General features: G+C 71.1%; 13 protein-coding genes and 2 pseudogenes. 6 read left to right on the forward strand and 9 right to left on the reverse strand.

Going from position 1 to position 17,948, the window contains the following annotated elements:
- Positions 1-210: 210 nt before the first annotated feature.
- The 3 genes from DW297_RS15375 to DW297_RS15385 form a co-directional block, all read right to left on the reverse strand.
- Complete coding sequence (locus tag DW297_RS15375; RefSeq protein WP_205812761.1) at positions 211-456, reverse strand: YbdD/YjiX family protein; 246 nt, start codon at positions 454-456, stop codon at positions 211-213.
- Position 457: 1 nt separating this feature from the next.
- A complete protein-coding gene (locus DW297_RS15380) occupies positions 458-2,743 on the reverse strand; it encodes a carbon starvation CstA family protein (protein ID WP_136033977.1) in 2,286 nt (761 codons plus the stop codon).
- Between the two features lie 223 nt (positions 2,744-2,966).
- Positions 2,967-6,143 carry a S8 family peptidase gene (locus tag DW297_RS15385; protein ID WP_168442882.1) on the reverse strand — a complete coding sequence of 1,059 codons (3,177 nt, stop codon included), beginning with the start codon at positions 6,141-6,143 and terminating at the stop codon, positions 2,967-2,969.
- Between the two features lie 189 nt (positions 6,144-6,332).
- Here DW297_RS15385 and DW297_RS15390 point away from each other — a divergent pair, with 189 nt between their 5' ends.
- From DW297_RS15390 to DW297_RS15410, 5 genes and pseudogenes are all read left to right on the forward strand, one after another.
- Positions 6,333-6,878 carry an ECF transporter S component gene (locus tag DW297_RS15390; protein WP_136033981.1) on the forward strand — a complete coding sequence of 182 codons (546 nt, stop codon included), beginning with the start codon at positions 6,333-6,335 and terminating at the stop codon, positions 6,876-6,878.
- A 78-nt stretch (positions 6,879-6,956) separates the two neighbouring features.
- Positions 6,957-8,636, forward strand: a pseudogene (locus DW297_RS19495) (ABC transporter ATP-binding protein); the annotation flags it as partial.
- Between the two features lie 162 nt (positions 8,637-8,798).
- A pseudogene (locus DW297_RS19500) lies at positions 8,799-9,557 on the forward strand (energy-coupling factor transporter transmembrane component T); the annotation flags it as partial.
- Between the two features lie 10 nt (positions 9,558-9,567).
- Positions 9,568-10,443, forward strand: coding sequence for a siderophore-interacting protein (locus tag DW297_RS15405; protein WP_136033984.1), 876 nt, complete (start codon positions 9,568-9,570; stop codon positions 10,441-10,443).
- A gap of 152 nt (positions 10,444-10,595) precedes the next feature.
- Entirely contained in the window at positions 10,596-11,168 is a 573-nt protein-coding gene (locus tag DW297_RS15410) for an ECF transporter S component (RefSeq protein ID WP_136033986.1), read from the forward strand.
- Positions 11,169-11,215: 47 nt separating this feature from the next.
- On the opposite strand, the gene DW297_RS15415 is transcribed toward DW297_RS15410, so the two are convergent.
- The gene (locus DW297_RS15415; protein WP_240744649.1) at positions 11,216-12,586 is read right to left on the reverse strand and encodes an HNH endonuclease signature motif containing protein; all 1,371 of its coding nucleotides are present in this window, start codon (positions 12,584-12,586) and stop codon (positions 11,216-11,218) included.
- 192 nt (positions 12,587-12,778) lie between these two features.
- Here DW297_RS15415 and DW297_RS15420 point away from each other — a divergent pair, with 192 nt between their 5' ends.
- On the forward strand, positions 12,779-13,282 hold the full coding sequence (locus tag DW297_RS15420; RefSeq protein ID WP_205828313.1) for an HIT family protein: 504 nt from the start codon (positions 12,779-12,781) through the stop codon (positions 13,280-13,282).
- 120 nt (positions 13,283-13,402) lie between these two features.
- Here DW297_RS15420 and DW297_RS15425 read toward each other — a convergent pair whose 3' ends face one another.
- From DW297_RS15425 to lsrF, 5 genes are all read right to left on the reverse strand, one after another.
- The gene (locus DW297_RS15425) at positions 13,403-14,338 is read right to left on the reverse strand and encodes a carbohydrate ABC transporter permease (protein ID WP_136033988.1); all 936 of its coding nucleotides are present in this window, start codon (positions 14,336-14,338) and stop codon (positions 13,403-13,405) included.
- 1 nt (position 14,339) lies between these two features.
- Entirely contained in the window at positions 14,340-15,245 is a 906-nt protein-coding gene (locus DW297_RS15430) for a carbohydrate ABC transporter permease (RefSeq protein ID WP_136033990.1), read from the reverse strand.
- A 29-nt stretch (positions 15,246-15,274) separates the two neighbouring features.
- Positions 15,275-16,600 carry an ABC transporter substrate-binding protein gene (locus tag DW297_RS15435; RefSeq protein WP_136033993.1) on the reverse strand — a complete coding sequence of 442 codons (1,326 nt, stop codon included), beginning with the start codon at positions 16,598-16,600 and terminating at the stop codon, positions 15,275-15,277.
- A 74-nt stretch (positions 16,601-16,674) separates the two neighbouring features.
- Positions 16,675-17,037, reverse strand: coding sequence for a cupin domain-containing protein (locus tag DW297_RS15440; protein ID WP_136033995.1), 363 nt, complete (start codon positions 17,035-17,037; stop codon positions 16,675-16,677).
- Entirely contained in the window at positions 17,034-17,924 is an 891-nt protein-coding gene (gene lsrF, locus DW297_RS15445) for a 3-hydroxy-5-phosphonooxypentane-2,4-dione thiolase (RefSeq protein WP_136033997.1), read from the reverse strand. The genes DW297_RS15440 and lsrF overlap by 4 nt, the downstream gene beginning before the upstream one ends.
- Positions 17,925-17,948 lie beyond the last annotated feature (24 nt).

Here is a 17,948-nt window from a genome sequence, read left to right on the forward strand (position 1 = left end):
CGCCGCGCAGGTGCGGGGCGGCGAGGCTCGCCTGGTGCAGCGCCCGCAGGGCTCCCTGCTCGGCGTCACTGCCGAGGTCGGTGGCGCCCCGCGCGAACCGGCGGGCGAGCAGCAGCAGCACGGTGAGCGCGATGCCGCCGAGCACCCCCAGCACCGCGGCGAGGACGACGTCGTTCATTCGTTCAGCCTAGGGACGCGAGACGAAGGGCGTCAGCAGCAGCGGGCACCGGGGTTGCGGTCCTGGTCGTCCATGCGCTGCCGCCAGAACTGCCTCTCGGTCAATGGTTCCTCGTCGGGGTGGTGACGGCGGTGATGGGCGACGTAGGTCGCATACGCGGTGTCGCCCATCAGCGTCGTCATGTACCAGCGGATGCCGCGCCCGGCCCGGCCGAGGGCGCTCCACAGCGCCCGCAGCGGGGTGGTCGCGGCATCCGTCCGATGCACGGTGTCGGTCATCTCAGTGCCGCGCGGCCGCGCGCTCCTCGGCGAGGATCGGCTCCCACTGCTTCTCCAGCTCGCGCTCCTCCGCGTCGGGGAGGAAGCCCGCGGGGGCGAAGCGCCGGGAGGCCACGGGGGCGTCCTCGGTGTTCTCTCCGCCGCCGTGGCGGATGGCCTTCACGGTCGCGATCACGGCCATGACGATCACGACGATCGCGAGCACCACGAAGATGATCGACAGCGTGCCCTGCACCGCGGTGTTGCGGATCACGGCCTCCAGCACCTGCGGCTCTCCGAGCGCGGTGTCTCCCGAGCTCAGCGCCTCCCGGTAGCGGAAGTGGTTCGCCCAGTATCCGATCGCCGGGACCGGCGAGAAGATCTTGTAGAGCGAGGCCGTGATGGTGACGACCGCGGTGAACGCGAGCGGCAGCGCGATGATCCACAGCCACCGGAAGTAGCTGCGGCCGCGCTTGGCGACGATCGCGAGCACCACGGCGAGCGCGATCGCGGCGAGCAGCTGGTTGGCGATGCCGAACAGCGGGAAGAACGTGTTGATGCCGCCGAGCGGGTCGGTCACGCCGAGGATGAGGATCGCTCCCCAGCCGGCGACCATGATCGCGGTGCAGATCCACGCCCCGGGGCGCCACGACACGTCACGGAACTTCGGGAACCAGGCGCCGATCGAGTCCTGCAGCATGAACCGGGCCACGCGGGTGCCGGCGTCGACCGCGGTGAGGATGAACAGCGCCTCGAACATGATCGCGAAGTGGTACCAGAACGCCATGAGCGCCTGACCGCCGAGGGCCTGCTGCATGATGTGCGCGAGGCCCAGCGCGAGCGTCGGGGCGCCACCGGTGCGGGACACGATCGACTCCTCGCCGACCGCGGCGGCCGTGCCGGTGAGCATGTCGGGGGTGAGGTTCACGCCCGTCAGCCCGAGCGAGTTCACGAACGCGACAGCGCCCTCGACCGTGCCGCCGGTCGCCGCGGATGGCGCGTTCATGGCGAAGTAGATGCCCTGGTCGATGGAGATCGCGGCGACGAGGGCCATGATCGCGACGAACGACTCCATGAGCATGCCGCCGTAGCCGATGAAGCGCGTCTGCCGCTCCTTCTCCACGAGCTTGGGCGTGGTGCCGGAGGCGATCAGCGCATGGAAGCCGGACAGCGCTCCGCACGCGATCGTCACGAACAGGAACGGGAAGAGCGGACCTGCGAACACCGGGCCCATGCCGTTCTCACCGAACACGCTGATCGCGGGGACCGAGATCTCGGGGCGCACCAGCACGATGGCGCCGGCGAGCATCACGATCACGCCGATCTTCATGAACGTGGAGAGGTAGTCGCGCGGCGCGAGCAGCAGCCACACCGGCAGCACCGCGGCGATGAAGCCGTAGACGATGATGCCCCACGCGATCGTGGTGCGGTCGAGGTGGAAGATCGCCTGCCCCCACTCGGTGCCGGCCACCCAGCCGCCGCCGATGATCGCGAACATGAGCAGCACGAAGCCGATGATCGACACCTCGGTCACCTTGCCGGGCCGCAGGTAGCGCAGGTACACGCCCATGAACAGGGCGATCGGGATGGTCATGGCGACGGAGAAGACGCCCCACGGGCTCTCCCCGAGGGCGTTGACGACGACGAGCGCGAGGATCGCGACGATGATCAGCATGATGAGCAGCGACGCGATGATCGCCGCGGTGCCGCCGATCTTGCCGAGCTCCTGCCGCGCCATCTGTCCGATCGTGCGACCACCACGGCGCATGGAGAAGAAGAGCACCGTGTAGTCCTGCACGGCGCCCGCGAGCACGACGCCCACGATGATCCAGATGGTGCCGGGGAGGTAGCCCATCTGCGCCGCGAGCACGGGGCCCACGAGCGGACCGGCGCCGGCGATCGCGGCGAAGTGGTGGCCGTACAGCACGCGGCGGTCGGTGGGGGCGTAGTCCTTGCCGTCCTGCTTGACCTCGGCCGGGGTCGCACGGCGGTCGTCGGGGCGGGTGATGTACCGCTCGATGACCTTGGAGTAGAAGCGGTAGCCGATCAGGTAGGTGCAGACGGCGGCGAACACGAACCAGATCGCGTTCACGGTCTCGCCGCGGACGATGGCGAGCATCACCCAGGCGATGCCGCCGAGCAGGGCGATCGCCGTCCAGAGCAGGATCTTCGGCAGGGTCCAGCGGCGGCTCTTCGCCTCGTGCTCGGCGGAGAGGGCGACGGGTGGGAGGGTCGGGTCGGTCTCGATGACGGGTTCGTCGTCGACGAGCCCGGCGCCGTCGCGGCGGCGCGACGAAGGTGCGGTCATGGGGTTCTCCTCGGTGGACGCATCATTGCGTCTTCCCACGCTAGGAAGCCCGCCCCGCGGTCGCGCGCCGATCGGCGGACGGTGCGACGAGCGGTGTCGATCACGCGATGAACGGACGCCCGCGGTACCCCGGCGGGCGATGGGCCGCAACGACGGCACGGCCGCACGACGGGTGTCCGTCGTGCGGCCGTGTGTCACGCGTCCGTGTCCGGCGCTCCCCCGCTCACCCGGGAGCGTCGGTCGCCGGGGGCGGGGTCGGCGTCGGCTCCGGGTCCGGCGTCGGGGTGGGATCCGGCGTCGGAGTGGGGTCCGGGGTCGGCTCCGGGGTCGGCGTCGGCTCCGGGGTCGGAGCCGGTGCCGGGGCGACGTCGGCCGGGGTGGTGACGGTCACCACCGTGCGCACGGCGGAGTCGCCGTACTGGACGAGACCGAGGTAGCGGGTGCCGGCGGTCAGGCCGGTCCAGCTCAGCTCATAGCTCGTCTTCTCCCCGCGCACCGCGGCGATGGGGTTCGGCGTCGCCGTGAACGCGCCCTGGTCACCGGGGAGCACGGTGGCGTAGGTCATGTCCCACGTCATCGGTCCGGTCGTCGCATACACGTTCGCCACCACGAGGTAGGTGCCGGCGGTCGGCGTGGGCACCGTGACCTGCTCGTCGGCCGAGCCCGTCGCCGACTGCCAGCGCTCGTAGTAGCGCAGGTCGTCCGGCGCGACCACCCGGTAGACGGTGAGGTCGAGATCACTGCCCTCGTCGTCGGAGGAGTCGAGGTCGAACCGCGAGAGCGTGCCGCCCTCCGGCACGTCGACGATCCACGCCACGTCCTTGTTCGCGTCGCCCGAGTTCTCGTTCCCGGAGTGCCCCTCGACCGGGTTGTCCGGATCGGTGAGGAGCTGGAACGGGGTGAGGCCCGAGAGGTTCAGTGCCAGATCGCCGTCGAGGCCGGGGATGATGCCGACCGTCGTGCTCCCGTCGACGCCACTGCCGGTGACCTCTCCCGGAGCATCCGCCGTGACCGGATACACCGCGATCGGCGAGCGCACCGTGTTCTTCGCGCTCGTCCAGGTGAGCGACCCGGTGGCCCACTGCTCGACCGGGGCGCTGGTGCTGTCGAACGTGACCGTGAAGGTCTTCGACTGCCCCGGCTTGTCGAACGTGAGCTGAGACGGCGTGACGGTGACGTTCACTCCCGGCACGGAGGCCTTCGCGGTGAACACGCCCTTCTCCGTCGAGGTGACCGTGCGGGTGACGGTCTGCGCGCTGGCCAGCGACCCGATCGAGATCGACGCCTGGTTCAGGTCGCTGCCGTCGATGGGCTCGATGCCGGGGAAGTCCGACAGCCCCTTCCCGTCGAGGAAGGCCGCCCAGTCCCGGAACCCGTTGAGGTACAGCAGACCCGGGTTCAGGTATCGCCGCGCGTCGACCTGCCCCGCGCCCTGCTCGAACGGGTCGGTGTTCTTCGAGCCGTCGGGGAGCACGGTGTCGGAGGCGGTGGTCATCATCGCCGAACGGATCTCCGCCGGCGTCGCCCGCGGATGCTCGCCCAGGTACAGCGCACCGAGGCCCGCGATGTGCGGGGAGGCCATCGAGGTGCCGGAGAGGATGCCGAACGTCGGCTGCTCGCCCGGCGCGTTGTGCGTGGCGGCGAGGATGGCGACGCCGGGAGCGGCGACGTCGGGCTTGAGCACGTCGTTGCCGTCGGCCAGGACCGGGCCGCGGCTGGAGAAGCCCGCGATCTGCGGGGTCGGCGTGGTCACGCCGGTGGTGTTCTCGCCGACGAGGGTGATCGGACGGTCGACTCCGCCCCGCACATACGCGAGGACCGCGTCGCGGTGCACGGCGTTCAGGTGCACGGTCGGCACGGCGTGGAAGTCGTTGTCGAGCGAGTCGGCACCGCCGGGCACGTTCACCAGGACCATGCCGATGCCACCCGCGTCCTTCACCACCTGCGACTTCTCGGCGCGCGCGTTGCCGCCGCGGTCGCAGACCACGATGTGTCCGGCGACCTTCGCCGGGTCGAGGGTGCCGGGCAGGCACAGCGTCGCGTCCACCGCTCCGGGTGCCGCGGCATCCTGTGCCGCGATCGAGGGCCCGGAGACGCTCTCACCGAACGGCACGCTCACCGAGGCGCCGGCCTGCGCGAAGCCGTCGAACTGCACGGTGCCCTCCCACGTGGGGATGGTGGAGGCCGCGACCGTGGTGTACCACGGCGACGCGTGGTCGGCCGTGACCGGGTCGGGACCGTCGTTGCCGGCACTGGTCGCGACGAACACACCGGCGGCCGCCGCGTTGAGGAACGCCAGGTCCTCTGGTGCCATCACGGTGCTCGCCGCACCGCCGCCGATCGAGTAGTTGATCACGTCGACGCCGTCGGCGACGGCCTGGTCGATCGCGGCGACGAGGTCGCTCAGCGCGCAGATGTCGTCCGTGGTCACGGTCGTGTCGGGCCCGACGTAGCAGGCCTTGTATGCGGCGACCTTCGCGCCGGGCGCGACGCCGGAGATCGTCCCGAAGTCGACGCCCTCGATCGCGGCCTCCACCCCGAACTCACCCGCCGCCGTGCTCGCCGTGTGCGAGCCGTGGCCGTCGCCGTCCCGCGGCGAGAGGTAGTCGTACTGGAAGTCGAAGCCGGCGGCCTGGGCTCCCGCGAAGAAGTACTGCCCGCCGATGAGCTTGGTCGAGTAGTCGCTCGTGTCCCAGTCCTGGCCCTCGACCATCGCGCCGCGGAACTGCCCGCCGTCGGACTTGTCGAAGTACACGTAGGTGCCGTCGGTGTAGGGCTGCTGGCCCTTGTGCCGGGCGTTCTGCTTCTTCTGCTGCTTGAGCTTCTTGCCCTCGAACGACGGGTGCTCCGGGGCGATGCCGGTGTCGATCACACCCACGACGACGCCTTCTCCGGCCTTCTTCACGCCGCCGGTCTGCTGCCACACCCCGCCGCGGCCCTTGCGATCGTCGCCGAGGCCGAGGTAGTCGGTGGAGGTCAGCGCGTCGGGGTGACGGATCTCGTCGGGGAACACCCCGAGAACGTCTTTCGACGCCCGGAGCTGATCCACCTGCTCGCCCGTGAGGTCGGCGCTGAACCCGTTGAGCACGACCTGGTACGTCGTGTCCGGCGTCACGCCGACGTCGTTGATGAGGGTGGACTGCTCGGACTCGAGGTGCTTCACGTAGCGCTGCGCGTCCTGCGACTGCGTCTCGAGCTGTTCGCCCTCGGCCGGCTTCGTCGCCTTCAGTCCCTTGACGTCGCCCTCGTAGCTGGCGAGGGGGTCGGCCTTCATGACCACGATGTAGTGCCCGGGGGTTCCCGCGACCGGAACGGGGTGTGTCACCTCCCCGGTCGCTGCGTGGCCGGCGGTTGCCGTCGATGCGATGAACAGCGTGGCCAGGGTGGCGGCCGCTGCCATCCGGAGGGGTGTTCGACCCATATCTCGCTCCCGATGATCACGGTGCGGCGTCGTTGCCGCACCGCGGATCACGATAACCCCGCTCCTCGGCGCCGGATCGAGAACTGAACGATGGTCATCCCCGGTCGTGCCGATCGGCCAGGGTGCGCGACGGCCGGGTCGGGCGAAGGTCGCCGGTAGGCTGGAGGGGTGGCCCGAACCCCCGTCCTCACGACCCGCGTGCTGCTCGTCTGCGCCGCGATCGGTGTCGCGACGGGCCTCCTCGGCGGGATCGCCGGGTGGGTCACGCCGGTGCTGCTGGCGAGCCCGCTGCTGTTCCTCTACGGGCTCGTGCTCGGGTCGCACGTGCTGCCGGGCATCATCGCGCAGGAGGTGCTGCGGCTGCCGCTCGTCGCGCTCATCACGCACGTGTTCGCGGCGCTCATCGCGAGCGCGTTCAATCCGGCGTGGGCGCTGCGTTTCATCGGCACCGCGCTGCTGTTCGGGCTCATCCAGGAGGGGGTCGCCGCGCTCACGCGGTACCGCTCCTGGGGCGCCTGGCGCTTCTTCGTCTCGGCCGCGATCATCGGCGTGATCGTCGCGGTCGTGGTGTTCTTCGCCGCCCACCTGTCGGTGATGCCGGTGTGGGCGCAGATCCTCTACCTCGCGATCTCGGTGCTCGGCCCGATCGCCTGGACCGCGATCGGCCTCGCGGTCGGCACGTCGCTGCGCCGGGCCGGGGTCGCCCGCCGCTAGCCCCGGAGCCTCGCTGGATAACACAGGTAAGGCTCAGCTAAGTTAGAGGCACACCCTCCGTCGAGCCCGGGACCTGCCGTGCGCCCATCCGCGCCCCTCCTCCGCGTGCGCGAGCTCTCGCTCACCCACGCCGGTGCCGCGCACCCCTCCCCGCGCGATGTGTCGTTCGACATCCGGCCCGGCGAGGTCGTGCTGCTGCTCGGTCCGTCCGGCTCCGGAAAGTCCACGCTCACCCTGGCGCTCAACGGCCTCATCCCGCACGCCCTCCCGGCGACCATGACCGGCACGGTCGAGGCGGGCGGGCTCGACACCGCGGACACCGCGACCGCGACGCTCAGCACGCACGTGGCCATGGTGTTCCAGGACCCGGACGCGCAGATCGTCACGGGCACCGTGTACGACGAGGTGGCGTTCGGTCCCGAGAACCTGCTGCTCCCCGTCGAGGTGGTGCGGGAGCGCGTCGCGGAGTCGCTGCGGCGCGTGGGCCTGTGGGACCGCCGCGACGACAACCCCGACCACCTGTCAGGCGGCGGGCGGCAGCGGCTCGCGATCGCCTGCGCCCTCGCGATGGGGTCGCCGCTGATCGTGCTGGACGAGCCCACCGCGAACCTCGATCCGCAGGGCATCGACGACGTGTACGCCGCGCTCGCGGAGGTGGTGGCCGCTGGGGATCGCGCGATCCTGCTCGTGGAGCACAACCTCGACGCCGCGATGGCCTTCGTGACCCGCACGATCGTGCTCGAGCGGGAGGGGCGGGTCGCGTTCGACGGACCGGCCGCGGAGACGATCAGGGCGCACGCGGACGAGCTGCTCGCGATGGGCGTGTGGCTGCCGGGGGCCACCCTCGCGGCGCTGCGCCTGCGGGAGCGGGGGCACCGGTTCGATCCGCTGCCGCTGACCCCGGACGAGCTCGCGACGGCTCTCGCCGTGCGCGACGCCGTGCCCGGTGCATCCGGTGCATCCCGCGAATCCCGCGAATCCGGCGCCGCCGCGAACCGGCCCGGCGAGTCGATCATCCGCACGCGAGGGCTCACGGTGAAGCGACGGCGCACCGAGATCCTGCACGGGGTGGACCTCGATCTGCCCGCGGGCAGCCTCACCGCGATCGTCGGGGCGAACGGGGCGGGCAAGACCACGCTCATCCAGGCGCTCGCCGGTGTGGTGCCGCCGCCGAAGGGGCAGGTGTCGGTCGACGGCATCGATCCGGGCACCGCCTCCCCGCGGGATCTCGCCGCCCGCATCGGCTTCGTGTTCCAGAACCCGGAGCACCAGTTCATCGCGGCGACCGTGTTCGACGAGCTCGCCCACGGCCTGCGGCTGCGGCACGTGACGGACGACGAGATCGCGGCGCGCGTCGCCGAGATGCTCGACCGATTCGGGCTGACGCACAAGGCCGACGTGCACCCGTTCCTGCTGTCGGGCGGCGAGAAGCGGCGGCTGTCGGTCGGCACCGCCCTGATCACACGGCCCCGGGTGCTCGCCCTCGACGAGCCCACGTTCGGCCAGGATCGCGCGCGCGCCACCGAACTGCTCGCGCTGCTGCGGACCCTGCGCGCGGAGGGCACCACGATCGTGCTGGTCACGCACGACCTCTCGCTGGTCGCCGAGCACACCACGCACACGGTCGTGCTCGCGGACGGCCGGGTGCACGCCGCCGGGCCGACCGCGGAGCTGTTCGCCGACCCCGCGGTGTTCACCGACGCGAGCCTGCGCCTCCCCGACGTGCAGCGCGTGCTCGCCGCCGCGGGTCTCACCGCGGAGTCCCCCGCACGCACCGCCGCGTCCGGACTCATCCCCGCATCCGCCCCCGCACCCCGCTCCCGCTCCGGACCCGGAGGCGGCGTCGTGAGCGGCAGCACCGGCACCGTATTCGACCCGTACGCGCGTCTCACCGCGACGGCGCCGCACCAGTTCCTGTATGCGCTCAACCCGCTCGCGAAGGTCGCGGGGTTCGCTCCCGCGATGGTGCTGCTCGTGTTCGTGCGCGATCTCGCGACGCCCGCCGCGTTCCTCGCGCTCGCGTACGTGCTGATCCTGTCCGGAGCCAGGGTCACCGGGCGGCTGCTCGCGCTGCTGCTGCTCGGCCTGCCGTTGGGGATGCTCGCGGTCACCGTCGGGTTCTCGCTGTGGGTCGATGCCGCACGGGTCGACGGCACCCCGGCGCTGCTCTCGGTGGGCGACTGGACGCTGTACAGCGGCGCGCTCACGATCGGTGCGGCCACGGCCCTGCGGTTGGGGGCGATCGTCGCGCTGGCGCTGGTGGGCGGCCTCACCACCAGCGGCTCCGACCTGGTGCGGGCGAGCGTGCAGCAGCTGCGGGTGCCGTACCGCATCGGGTACACGGCTCTGGCGGCGTTCCGCTTCGTGCCGCGGTTCGGGCACGAGCTGGCGGTGATCCGCGCGGCGCACCGGGTGCGCGGCTATCACGGCGGGCGCGGTCCCCTCTCCCGCATCGCCCGAGGCTGGGGGTACATCGTGCCGCTGCTCGCCGGGGCCATCCGGCATGCCGAGCGCGTGGCCCTGGCCATGGATTCCCGGGCGTTCGGCGCGCATCCGACGCGGACCGAGCGGCACCTGGTGCCGTTCCGCGTGCGCGACACCGTGTTCACCGTGGCGATGCTCCTCACCTCGGCGGCGATCTTCCTCGTCTTCTTCCCCTGGCAGCTCCCCCTCTCCTGAAAGGCACTCCATGGCATTCAGCAAGATGGTCAAGCCCGAGACGACTGAACTCCTGCACCTCACCGTGCTGCGCTCTGAACGGCTCTCGTCGCACTGGATCCGCGTGACGCTCGGCGGCGGTGAGATCGACCGGTTCCGCCCGATGGGGTACGACCAGTGGTTCCGGCTGTTCCTGCCCATCGGCGGCGAGGCCGGTCTCGACCGGGTGCCGGCGAAGGCGAATAAGATGTTCGGCTATCTCAAGTTCCTGCGCATCCCCGACGGCGAGCGGCCCGTGATGCGCAACTACACGGTGCGCGCCTTCCGGACGGCGACCTCCGAGGCGGGGGCGGAGATCGACGTGGACTTCGTGTTGCACGGTTCTGCGGCCGACGGCACGGCGGGCCCGGCGTCGCGGTGGGCGGAGACCTGCGAGCCCGGCGAGCACGTGCTCATCATCGACGAGGGCCTCACGTTCAACCCGCAGCGGGGGACCGATCGCGTGGTGCTCGTCGGCGATGAGACCGCGCTGCCCGCAATCGCCGGGATCGCCGCCTCGCTCCCGGCGCACGCCACCGGCACCGCGATCGTCGAGGTGCCGGCCGAGGACGACGCCCTGGACTTCCCGCACCCTCCGGGGCTCGACGTGGTCTGGATCGTGCGCCCCCACGACGCGGCGCCCGGTGCTCTCGCCCTGGAGGCGCTGGGCCGGAGCGAGCTTCCGGGCGCGCCCTTCCACGCCTATGCGGCCGGGGAGCAGTCGCTGGCTTCCGGTGCCCGCAGGCTCCTCGTCGGCGAGCGCGGCGTGGACAAGAACGCCGTGAGCTTCTGCGGGTATTGGAAGGTCGGCGCGGCGTCGCCCGCGTCGAAGGCCGCCCGCGAGGCCGCGTCGGAACCCCTCGCATGAGCGCTCAGGATACGGCCGACGGCGCACCCGATCACGCGAAAGCGCCGGAAACTACGGACGGCGCACCCGATCACACGAGCGCGCCGGAAGCTACGGATGGCGGACCCGATCACACGAACGCGCCGGAACCCGCGGACCTCGGTACCCCTCGCATGAGCGCGCCGCACGGCGGGGTCTCCGGCAGACGACGGCGCTTCCGGTTCCCGACGGCGCTGCTGCTGACGTGCGCCGCGCTGGGCGTGGCCGGCGGGCTGCTGCTCGCTCCCGCGAACTGGGTGTCGACGATCCTGTTCCCGGGGCTGCCGTTCGTGAGCGTCGCTCTCGCCGGCCTGTGGCTGCTGCCGTCGGTGATCGCCCTGCGCCTGCTGCGCGCGCCGCTCGTGGGTCTGCTGGTCGGGTTGCTGGCCGGGCTCGTGATCGTGCCGTTCTCCGGGTACGGCTTCGGCAGCGTGGCGACGAACCTGTGGTGGGCGGCCTTCACCGAGCTGCCGTTCCTGTTCGTGATGTGGCGCTACTGGGGCACGTGGCTGCACTACGTCGGGGCCGTGGTGGTGGGGGTCGTGTATCCCCTGCTCGCGTGGGCGTCGTTCGACCTGGGCGGTTTCACCCTTCCGGTGCAGCTGCTCTTCTTCGCGATCACACTCGCGAGCTGTGTCGCCGCCACCGCCCTCGGCATCCTGATCGCTGATCGCCTGCGCGCCGCCGGAGTCGGCCGCAGCCGCTGACCCCGGCTCGACGCGACTCGAGCCCACCCCCACCACCCGTCCACCCGTCAGGCGGCGATGTCGAAGCGGGCCCGCCCACCGAGCCGAGGTGCGCGTGCGGGGTCGATGTACCGCGGAGGCACGAACCACACCCTCGCCATCCCGCCGCCGCTACCACCGCCATCACTGCCGCGTTCTCCGCTGTCGATGTGGATGTCCCACCCGTTGTCGTGGATGCGATGGTGACACGTCTCGCACAGCAGCACCCCGTTGGACAGATCCGTCGGCCCGCGGTCGCGCGACCACCACCGGATGTGATGCGCCTTCGTCATCTCCGGCGGCAACCCGCACATCGCACACCCCCCGTCCCGCTCCACCAACGCCAGCCGCTGCGCCCGGGTGAACAACCGCTTCTCCCGCCCCCAGTCCAACACCTCACTGCCCCCGCCGAGCACACACGGGATCACCCCGCCGCCCGCCGCCATCCGCCGCACCGCCCCGACGCTCACCGGCTGATCGATCCCGTCCACCTGCGCCGACCCCGACCCGGCCTCCAGATCCCCCAGGCCCACCCGCACCACCACCGTCGCCCCGGCCAGCGGCAACCGCGCCGCACACCCGAGCACGTGCCCCGCGAACGCCGCCAACGCATCCGCCTGGATCATCGGCACCGTACGACGGTCCGCATCCGGCGCACCCGCGTCCGGCGCCTCCTGACGCGCCGCGAACGCTGCCGACACGAACCCCCGGATCGCCGCCACCACCGGCGCCGCCGTCTCCGCATCCAGCACCGCGTTCAGATGCACCATCCCGTCACGCTCGAACAGCGTCAACGACCGACGCGACCGCTGCTCCTCCGCCCGCGGCTCCACCCCATCCGGATCGACCCACGCCTCCGCCCGCACCACCAACCGCCGCACCTCATCCACCGACAACCCCGCCGCCTGCTCCACCAGCACCCGCTCGGCCTCCGCCACCCGAGCAGCACCCACGGCCACGCGGCACCGGTCGAGCATCGCGACGATCAGCGCGGCCGCCGGCGCACCGAGCGCACCCGCAGCCAACGCCTCCCGCACGGACGGGTACTTCGCCGGCAGTCGCTGCCCCAGGAGGTCGGCGCGCGGGGCCGTGGCCTCGCCCACCGCCACCAGTCGCGCCGCCTCTCCCGTCGAGACTCCGGTCGTCGCGGCGATCAGCCTCGCCGGGTTCCGATAGCCCTGCTGCTTCGCCAGGCTGCCGGCACCGAGCTCAGGCCGCGACTCCCGCGCGATGCCCGCTCCCACCGACACGTGCACCGCGTCGAGGCGTCTCCGCAGCACGCCGATCGCGTCGTTCACCGCGATCAGCTGCTCGCGGCTCAAGTCCGTCGGATCGCCCGCGCCACCCCACGCGGCGTCGAGGCGGGACATCGCCTCGTGCAAACCGGAGAGTGTGGACATGCCCCGATTCTACCGTCGACGGGTGCGAGTTTCGTATCTTTGTTCGAATCGAGAACCGGGATTTCGGGCTGTCGAGAGGGCCACCGACGCCCTCCACGAACCGCACGGTGGCGCCCGACGGAACGGGCTCGCAGACCACGCCCTCGCGACCCGATCGTCCCCGCCGGAGCACCCATCGATAGCATCGGCGGCATGGACTGGCGTGACGACCGCATCCGCTCCGCCGCGCGGGGAGAGAACCCGACGCTGCTCGCCGAACTGCCCGGCGGCTACGCGGTGATCGGCGATGTGCAGTTCCTCCCCGGCTACTGCGTGCTGCTCGGCACGGATCCGGAGGCCACCGCGCTGGCGGACCTGCCGCGGGAGGAACGGGTACGGTTCCTCGCCGCCGTCGACCTCCTCGCCACGGCCGTGGAGCACGCCTGCAGAGAGGTCGATCCGGCGTTCCGTCGCATCAACATCGACATCCTCGGCAACACCGACGCCTTCGTCCATGCCCACGTCTGGCCCCGCTACGAGTGGGAAGCGCCCGACCTGAGGTCCTGGCCCGTCTGGCGCTACGACCCCTCGAACTGGCACGACGCCGCCACCCGCCTCGGCCCGCAGCACGACGATCTCCGGGCCCGCATCACGGCCCACCTCCGACGCCTCGCCGCCGCCGACTCGATCTCGATCGCGCGCCGCCCCGCCCCCTGACGCGATCCATCCCCCGCTCCGCCCCTGTCGCGGCCTCACAGACGCACCCCGGACCACCCCGCCCGGCACGTCTCCGACCCCGCACTCGACCCGCACACGGGCCGCAGCGAACCACTCGGGCTACTTCACACTCCCCTGCGTCAGCCCGCCGACGAGCCACTTCTGCAGGAACAGCGCGAGCAGGTAGATCGGGATGAGGCCGGCGAGGCTGGCGGCGGCCATCTGCCCGAACATCACCTCGCGGCCGCCCTGCATGAGCGCGATGCCGACCGGGAGGGTCTGCGAGTCGATGCTCTGCGTGAGCAGCAGCGGGATGAGGAAGTCGTTGTACGCGAGGATGAACACGATGATCGACACGGCCACGATGCCGGGCGCGGTGAGCGGGAGGATGACCGCCCACAGGGTGCGCAGCGGTCCGCAGCCGTCGATCTGCGCGGCCTCGTCGACCTCGAACGGGATCGCGCGGAAGAACCCGTCGAGCAGCCACACGGCGACCGGGGTGAGCAGCAGGCCCTCCACGATGGCGAGCCCGATCACGGAGTCCATCAGCCCGGCAGTGCGCACCAGCACGAACAGCGGGATGATCGCGACGATCGGCGGGGCGACGTAGGCGGAGACGATCAGCCCGAGGGTCTGCTTCCCGCCCGCGCGGAGCCGCGCCATGGCGTAGTTGGCGGGGATCGAGACGACGAGCGACACCAGCACCGCCACGAGCGCGGCACCGAGGGAGTTGCGCAGGTAGGTGAGGATGGGCCAGTTCTCGAACGCGCCCACCCAGTTCTCGAACGCGAGCCGCGAGGGCAGGATGCGGGTGGACAGGATGTCGTCCGGGCTCTTGAACGACATGCCCACCATGTACAGCACGGGCAGGAGGGCGAGCACGATCGCGACGAGGATCACGACCCACTTCACGACGGTGACGAGCACGGACGGGCGACCGGGGCGCGAGATGCTCGAGGTGCGGCTGCGGCGACGACGGCGGCGCGCGTCCGGCACGACCAGCGTGACGGTCGCGCTGTCGGAGGCGTGGTCGGAGGTGCGGAGTGTGAGCGACATGTCAGCTCTCCCTGTGCAGGCGCTGCCGGACGGCGTTGAGCGGCAGGATGACGATGGTGACCAGCACCAGGAACGCGATGGTCTGCGCGGCGGCAGCCCCCACGTCGAAGGTCTGCAACCCGGTGCGGTAGATCTCGAAGCTGCTGACGGTGGTGTCGAAGCCGGGTCCGCCGCCGGTCATGATGAACACCAGGTCGAACACCTTGAACGACACCACGAGCTTGAGCAGCAGCACGGTGACCAGGCTCGGCAGCACGAGCGGGAACGTGATGCGCCAGAACGTCTGCCACACCCCGGCGCCGTCGACCTGCGAGGCCTCGTACACCTCGGTCGGCAGGGTCTGCAGCGCGGCGAACACGAGCAGCACGCAGAAGGGCGTCCACTGCCACGCGTCGACCACGATCAGCGAGACCATCGCCGCCGGGCTAGAGCCGAGGAACAGGAACGGCTCGGCGCCCGGGCTGAACGACTGACCGATGTTGTTGAGCAGCCCGCCGGTGGGGGCGAGCATGAGCTTCCAGATCACGCCCGCCATCACGGGCGGCGTCATCAGCGGCAGCAGGAGCAGCACCCGGATGATCCGTCCGCCCTTGACCGCCGCGTCGAGCGAGAGGGCCACCACGAGACCGGCGACGAGGGCGATCAGGGCGGACGGGATCGCGAAGAGCAGCGACCTGCCGAGGGACGGGAGGGTGACCCCGTCCCCCAGCAGTGCCGCGAAGTTGTCGAACCCGACCCAGTCCGCGAACGGACGCCCCAGCGACGAGTCGGAGAACGACGCGGCGACGATGTAGGCGAGCGGGTAGATCGCGATGATCACGATCGCGAGGATGGCGGGCGCCAGCAGGGCGCGGCCCGTCCACGACGCGCGTCGGGCGCGGCGCCGGGAGGTGACGGGTTGCGACATGAGCTGTCCTTTCGGGTTCGACGAGGCGATCAGTCGGCCAGGGACTGCCAGGTGTCCCAGGTCTGCTGCATCGCCTCTTCCGCGGTCAGGCTGCCCTGCAGCATGAGCGCGAGGTTGTCGCTGAGCGACTGGATCATCTCGGGGGCCTGCGGCGAGGTCGGCCAGGACTGCGCGTTGGGCAGCACCTGGGCGGCGACGGCCGACACCTCCGGCGCGAACTCGATGTACTCCGGGCTCTCCAGGGTGGAGGTGCGCGTGGGGTCGACACCGGAACCGGTCGTGGTGATCAGCTTCTCGTTCGTCTCCTTCGACGAGGCGAACGCGACGAACTGCTTCGCGAGGTCCTCGTCGCTGGCGTTCGGGCTGATGCCCATCGCCCAGCCGGCGTTCAGCGCTCCGGAGACCTTGCCCTCGGGTCCGACCGGCAGCGGCGCGACGCCCCAGCCGTCGACGATCTTCGACTGCTCCGGGTCCTGCGCGAACACGCCCAGGTCGGTCCAGAACTCGATCATGCCGACGGAGCCCGAGAGGAACTGCGGCAGCGCCTGCTCGAACCCGATCTCCAGCGGGCTGGGCAGCGCCGAACCGGAGGCATCGAGCATCGACTGTGCCGCGGCCACCGCGTACTCGGTGTCGAGCTGCGGCATCTGCGGGTCGATCGGGTCGGGCGACATGGTGGCGAGGCGGTTGAAGAAGGTCGAGCCGATGTTGAACGCGCTCTTCGAGCCGAGCAGCGCGTTGCCGTACACGCCGTTCGCCTTCTCGGCGTCGGTGATCTTCTGCGACACCTCGACGTACTCGTCCCACGTGGTCGGGACCTCGACGCCGTTCCGTTCGAAGATCGCCTTGTTGTAGAAGAGCACGTGCGTGTCGCCGTCGATCGGCAGCCCGTAGGTCGCGTCCTCGTACTGCGAGTAGGGGCCGAAGATCGCCTCGATGAAGTCGCCCGAGTCGATGTCCTCGTCGGACTCCACCCAGTCGGTGATGTCGGCGAGCGCCCCGGCGTCGGCGAGCGCGCCGACCGACGTGTACCAGTACTGGATGACGTCGTAGTTGTTGGTGCCGGACTGCGCGTCGAGGATCGCCTTGGTCTGGATCTGGTCGTAGGGCACGACCTCGACCTCGACCTCGACGCCGGTGGAGGCCTCGAAGTCCTCCTCGAGGATCTTGCCCGCACCCTCCTGCGGGGCGGCGATGAGGACCTTGAGGGTCTTGTCGCCGCCGTCGCCGCCGGAGCCCCCCGCGTCGCCGGAGCAGCCGGCGAGCACGAGGCCCGCGACGGACGCCAGGGCGATGACGGGCAGGGCACGGCGCGTCAGCCGCGCGGGGGATGAGGAGCGTCGTTGCACACTCATGGTGCTGTCCTTTCGATGTTCTTTCTCGGGTGAGGGGTTCGTGCTCGGGTGAGGGTGGTGCGGGTTCAGGGCGCTCAGGCGTCGGGCGTCCAGGGGCGGTCGACCTTGTCGCCGTCGACCCAGGGGGTCTTCACGAACACGGCGCGGAAGGTCTCGTCGAACGGGTTCCGCACGAAGTGCTCCTCGTGCGGTGCGGCGCGCAGCACGTCGCCGGTCTCGACGACGCGACGGGTGTCGCGGTCGAGCCAGATCTCGGCGCGCCCCTCGATCACCACGAACGACTCGGTGTGGTGCTCGTGGAGGTGGTTGGCGAACTCGTCGCCGGGCCGCAGCACGACCACGCCGAACGCCGCGTCGTCGCCCTGCGCGAGGTAACCGGGGCCCCAGTCGCCGAACCGGAGGGCGGCCTCGGCGCTGCGCAGCACGTCGGCGCTCATGCGAGCACCCGCGTCTCGGTGGCCTCGCGGAACAGCTCGTAGGCGTCGGCGGGGTCGGTGTCGTCGTGCACCACGGCCCGCACGGCCTGCATCATGGCCGCGGGGTGGGCGCTCTGGAAGATGTTGCGGCCCATGTCCACTCCGGCGGCCCCCGCGCGCACGGCGTTCGAGGCCATCGTGAGGGCGTCCAGCTCGGGCAGCTTCTTGCCTCCGGCCATGATGACGGGCACCGGGCACCCCGCGACCACGTCCTCGAAGCCCTCCTCGCAGTAGTACGTCTTCACGAGCTGGGCGCCGAGCTCCGCGATGATGCGGGTCGCGAGACCGAGGTAGCGGGCGTCGCGCACGAGCTCCTTGCCGACCGCGGTCACGCCGAGCACCGGGATGCCCGCGTCGTAGCCCTGGTCGACGAGCGTGGTGAGGTTGCGGATGCTGCGGCTCTCGTGCTCGCCGCCGACGAACACCTGCACGGCCACGGCGTCGGCGTGGAGGCGCACCGCATCCTGCATCGCCATCGCGGTGTACTCGTCGGAGAGGTCCTTGAGGATCGACGGGCCGCCCGAGGCGCGCAGCACGAGTCCGGCCCTGGTCGCCGGCGGGATCGAGGTGCGCAGGGCTCCGCGGGTGCCCATGAGGGCGTCGGCGTGCGCGGCCAGCGGCGCGATGTTCAGGTCGATGCGCTCCAGCCCCGAGGTGGGTCCCTGGAAGTAGCCGTGGTCGAACGCGAGCATCACGGTGCGCCCGGTCTGCGGGTCGAGGATGCGGGACAGGCGGTTCTGCATGCCCCAGTCGAGGTTCGCCGCTCCCCGGATGTTCTGCGTGAAGCGGACGGCGGGCTGGTCGGCGTGGAACTGCTTCGCGGAGGCGTTGCCTTCGAGGTCTGCCATGGGGTGTCTCCTTCGGTGTCGGGT

This window comes from Microbacterium sp. PF5 (assembly GCF_004794315.1).
Taxonomy (GTDB): Bacteria; Actinomycetota; Actinomycetes; order Actinomycetales; family Microbacteriaceae; genus Microbacterium; species Microbacterium sufflavum.

What these genes read in the sequence shown, in the direction of transcription:
- lsrF (WP_136033997.1), bottom strand. Translation starts at nt 17,924, where the DNA reads ATGGCAGACCTCGAAGGCAACGCCTCCGCGAAGCAGTTCCACGCCGAC.
- DW297_RS15405 (WP_136033984.1), top strand. Translation starts at nt 9,568, where the DNA reads ATGGCATTCAGCAAGATGGTCAAGCCCGAGACGACTGAACTCCTGCAC.
- DW297_RS15430 (WP_136033990.1), bottom strand. Translation starts at nt 15,245, where the DNA reads ATGTCGCAACCCGTCACCTCCCGGCGCCGCGCCCGACGCGCGTCGTGG.
- DW297_RS15415 (WP_240744649.1), bottom strand. Translation starts at nt 12,586, where the DNA reads ATGTCCACACTCTCCGGTTTGCACGAGGCGATGTCCCGCCTCGACGCC.
- DW297_RS15435 (WP_136033993.1), bottom strand. Translation starts at nt 16,600, where the DNA reads ATGAGTGTGCAACGACGCTCCTCATCCCCCGCGCGGCTGACGCGCCGT.
- DW297_RS15425 (WP_136033988.1), bottom strand. Translation starts at nt 14,338, where the DNA reads ATGTCGCTCACACTCCGCACCTCCGACCACGCCTCCGACAGCGCGACC.
- DW297_RS15385 (WP_168442882.1), bottom strand. Translation starts at nt 6,143, where the DNA reads ATGGCAGCGGCCGCCACCCTGGCCACGCTGTTCATCGCATCGACGGCA.
- DW297_RS15440 (WP_136033995.1), bottom strand. Translation starts at nt 17,037, where the DNA reads ATGAGCGCCGACGTGCTGCGCAGCGCCGAGGCCGCCCTCCGGTTCGGC.
- DW297_RS15420 (WP_205828313.1), top strand. Translation starts at nt 12,779, where the DNA reads ATGGACTGGCGTGACGACCGCATCCGCTCCGCCGCGCGGGGAGAGAAC.
- DW297_RS15410 (WP_136033986.1), top strand. Translation starts at nt 10,596, where the DNA reads ATGAGCGCGCCGCACGGCGGGGTCTCCGGCAGACGACGGCGCTTCCGG.
- DW297_RS15380 (WP_136033977.1), bottom strand. Translation starts at nt 2,743, where the DNA reads ATGACCGCACCTTCGTCGCGCCGCCGCGACGGCGCCGGGCTCGTCGAC.
- DW297_RS15375 (WP_205812761.1), bottom strand. Translation starts at nt 456, where the DNA reads ATGACCGACACCGTGCATCGGACGGATGCCGCGACCACCCCGCTGCGG.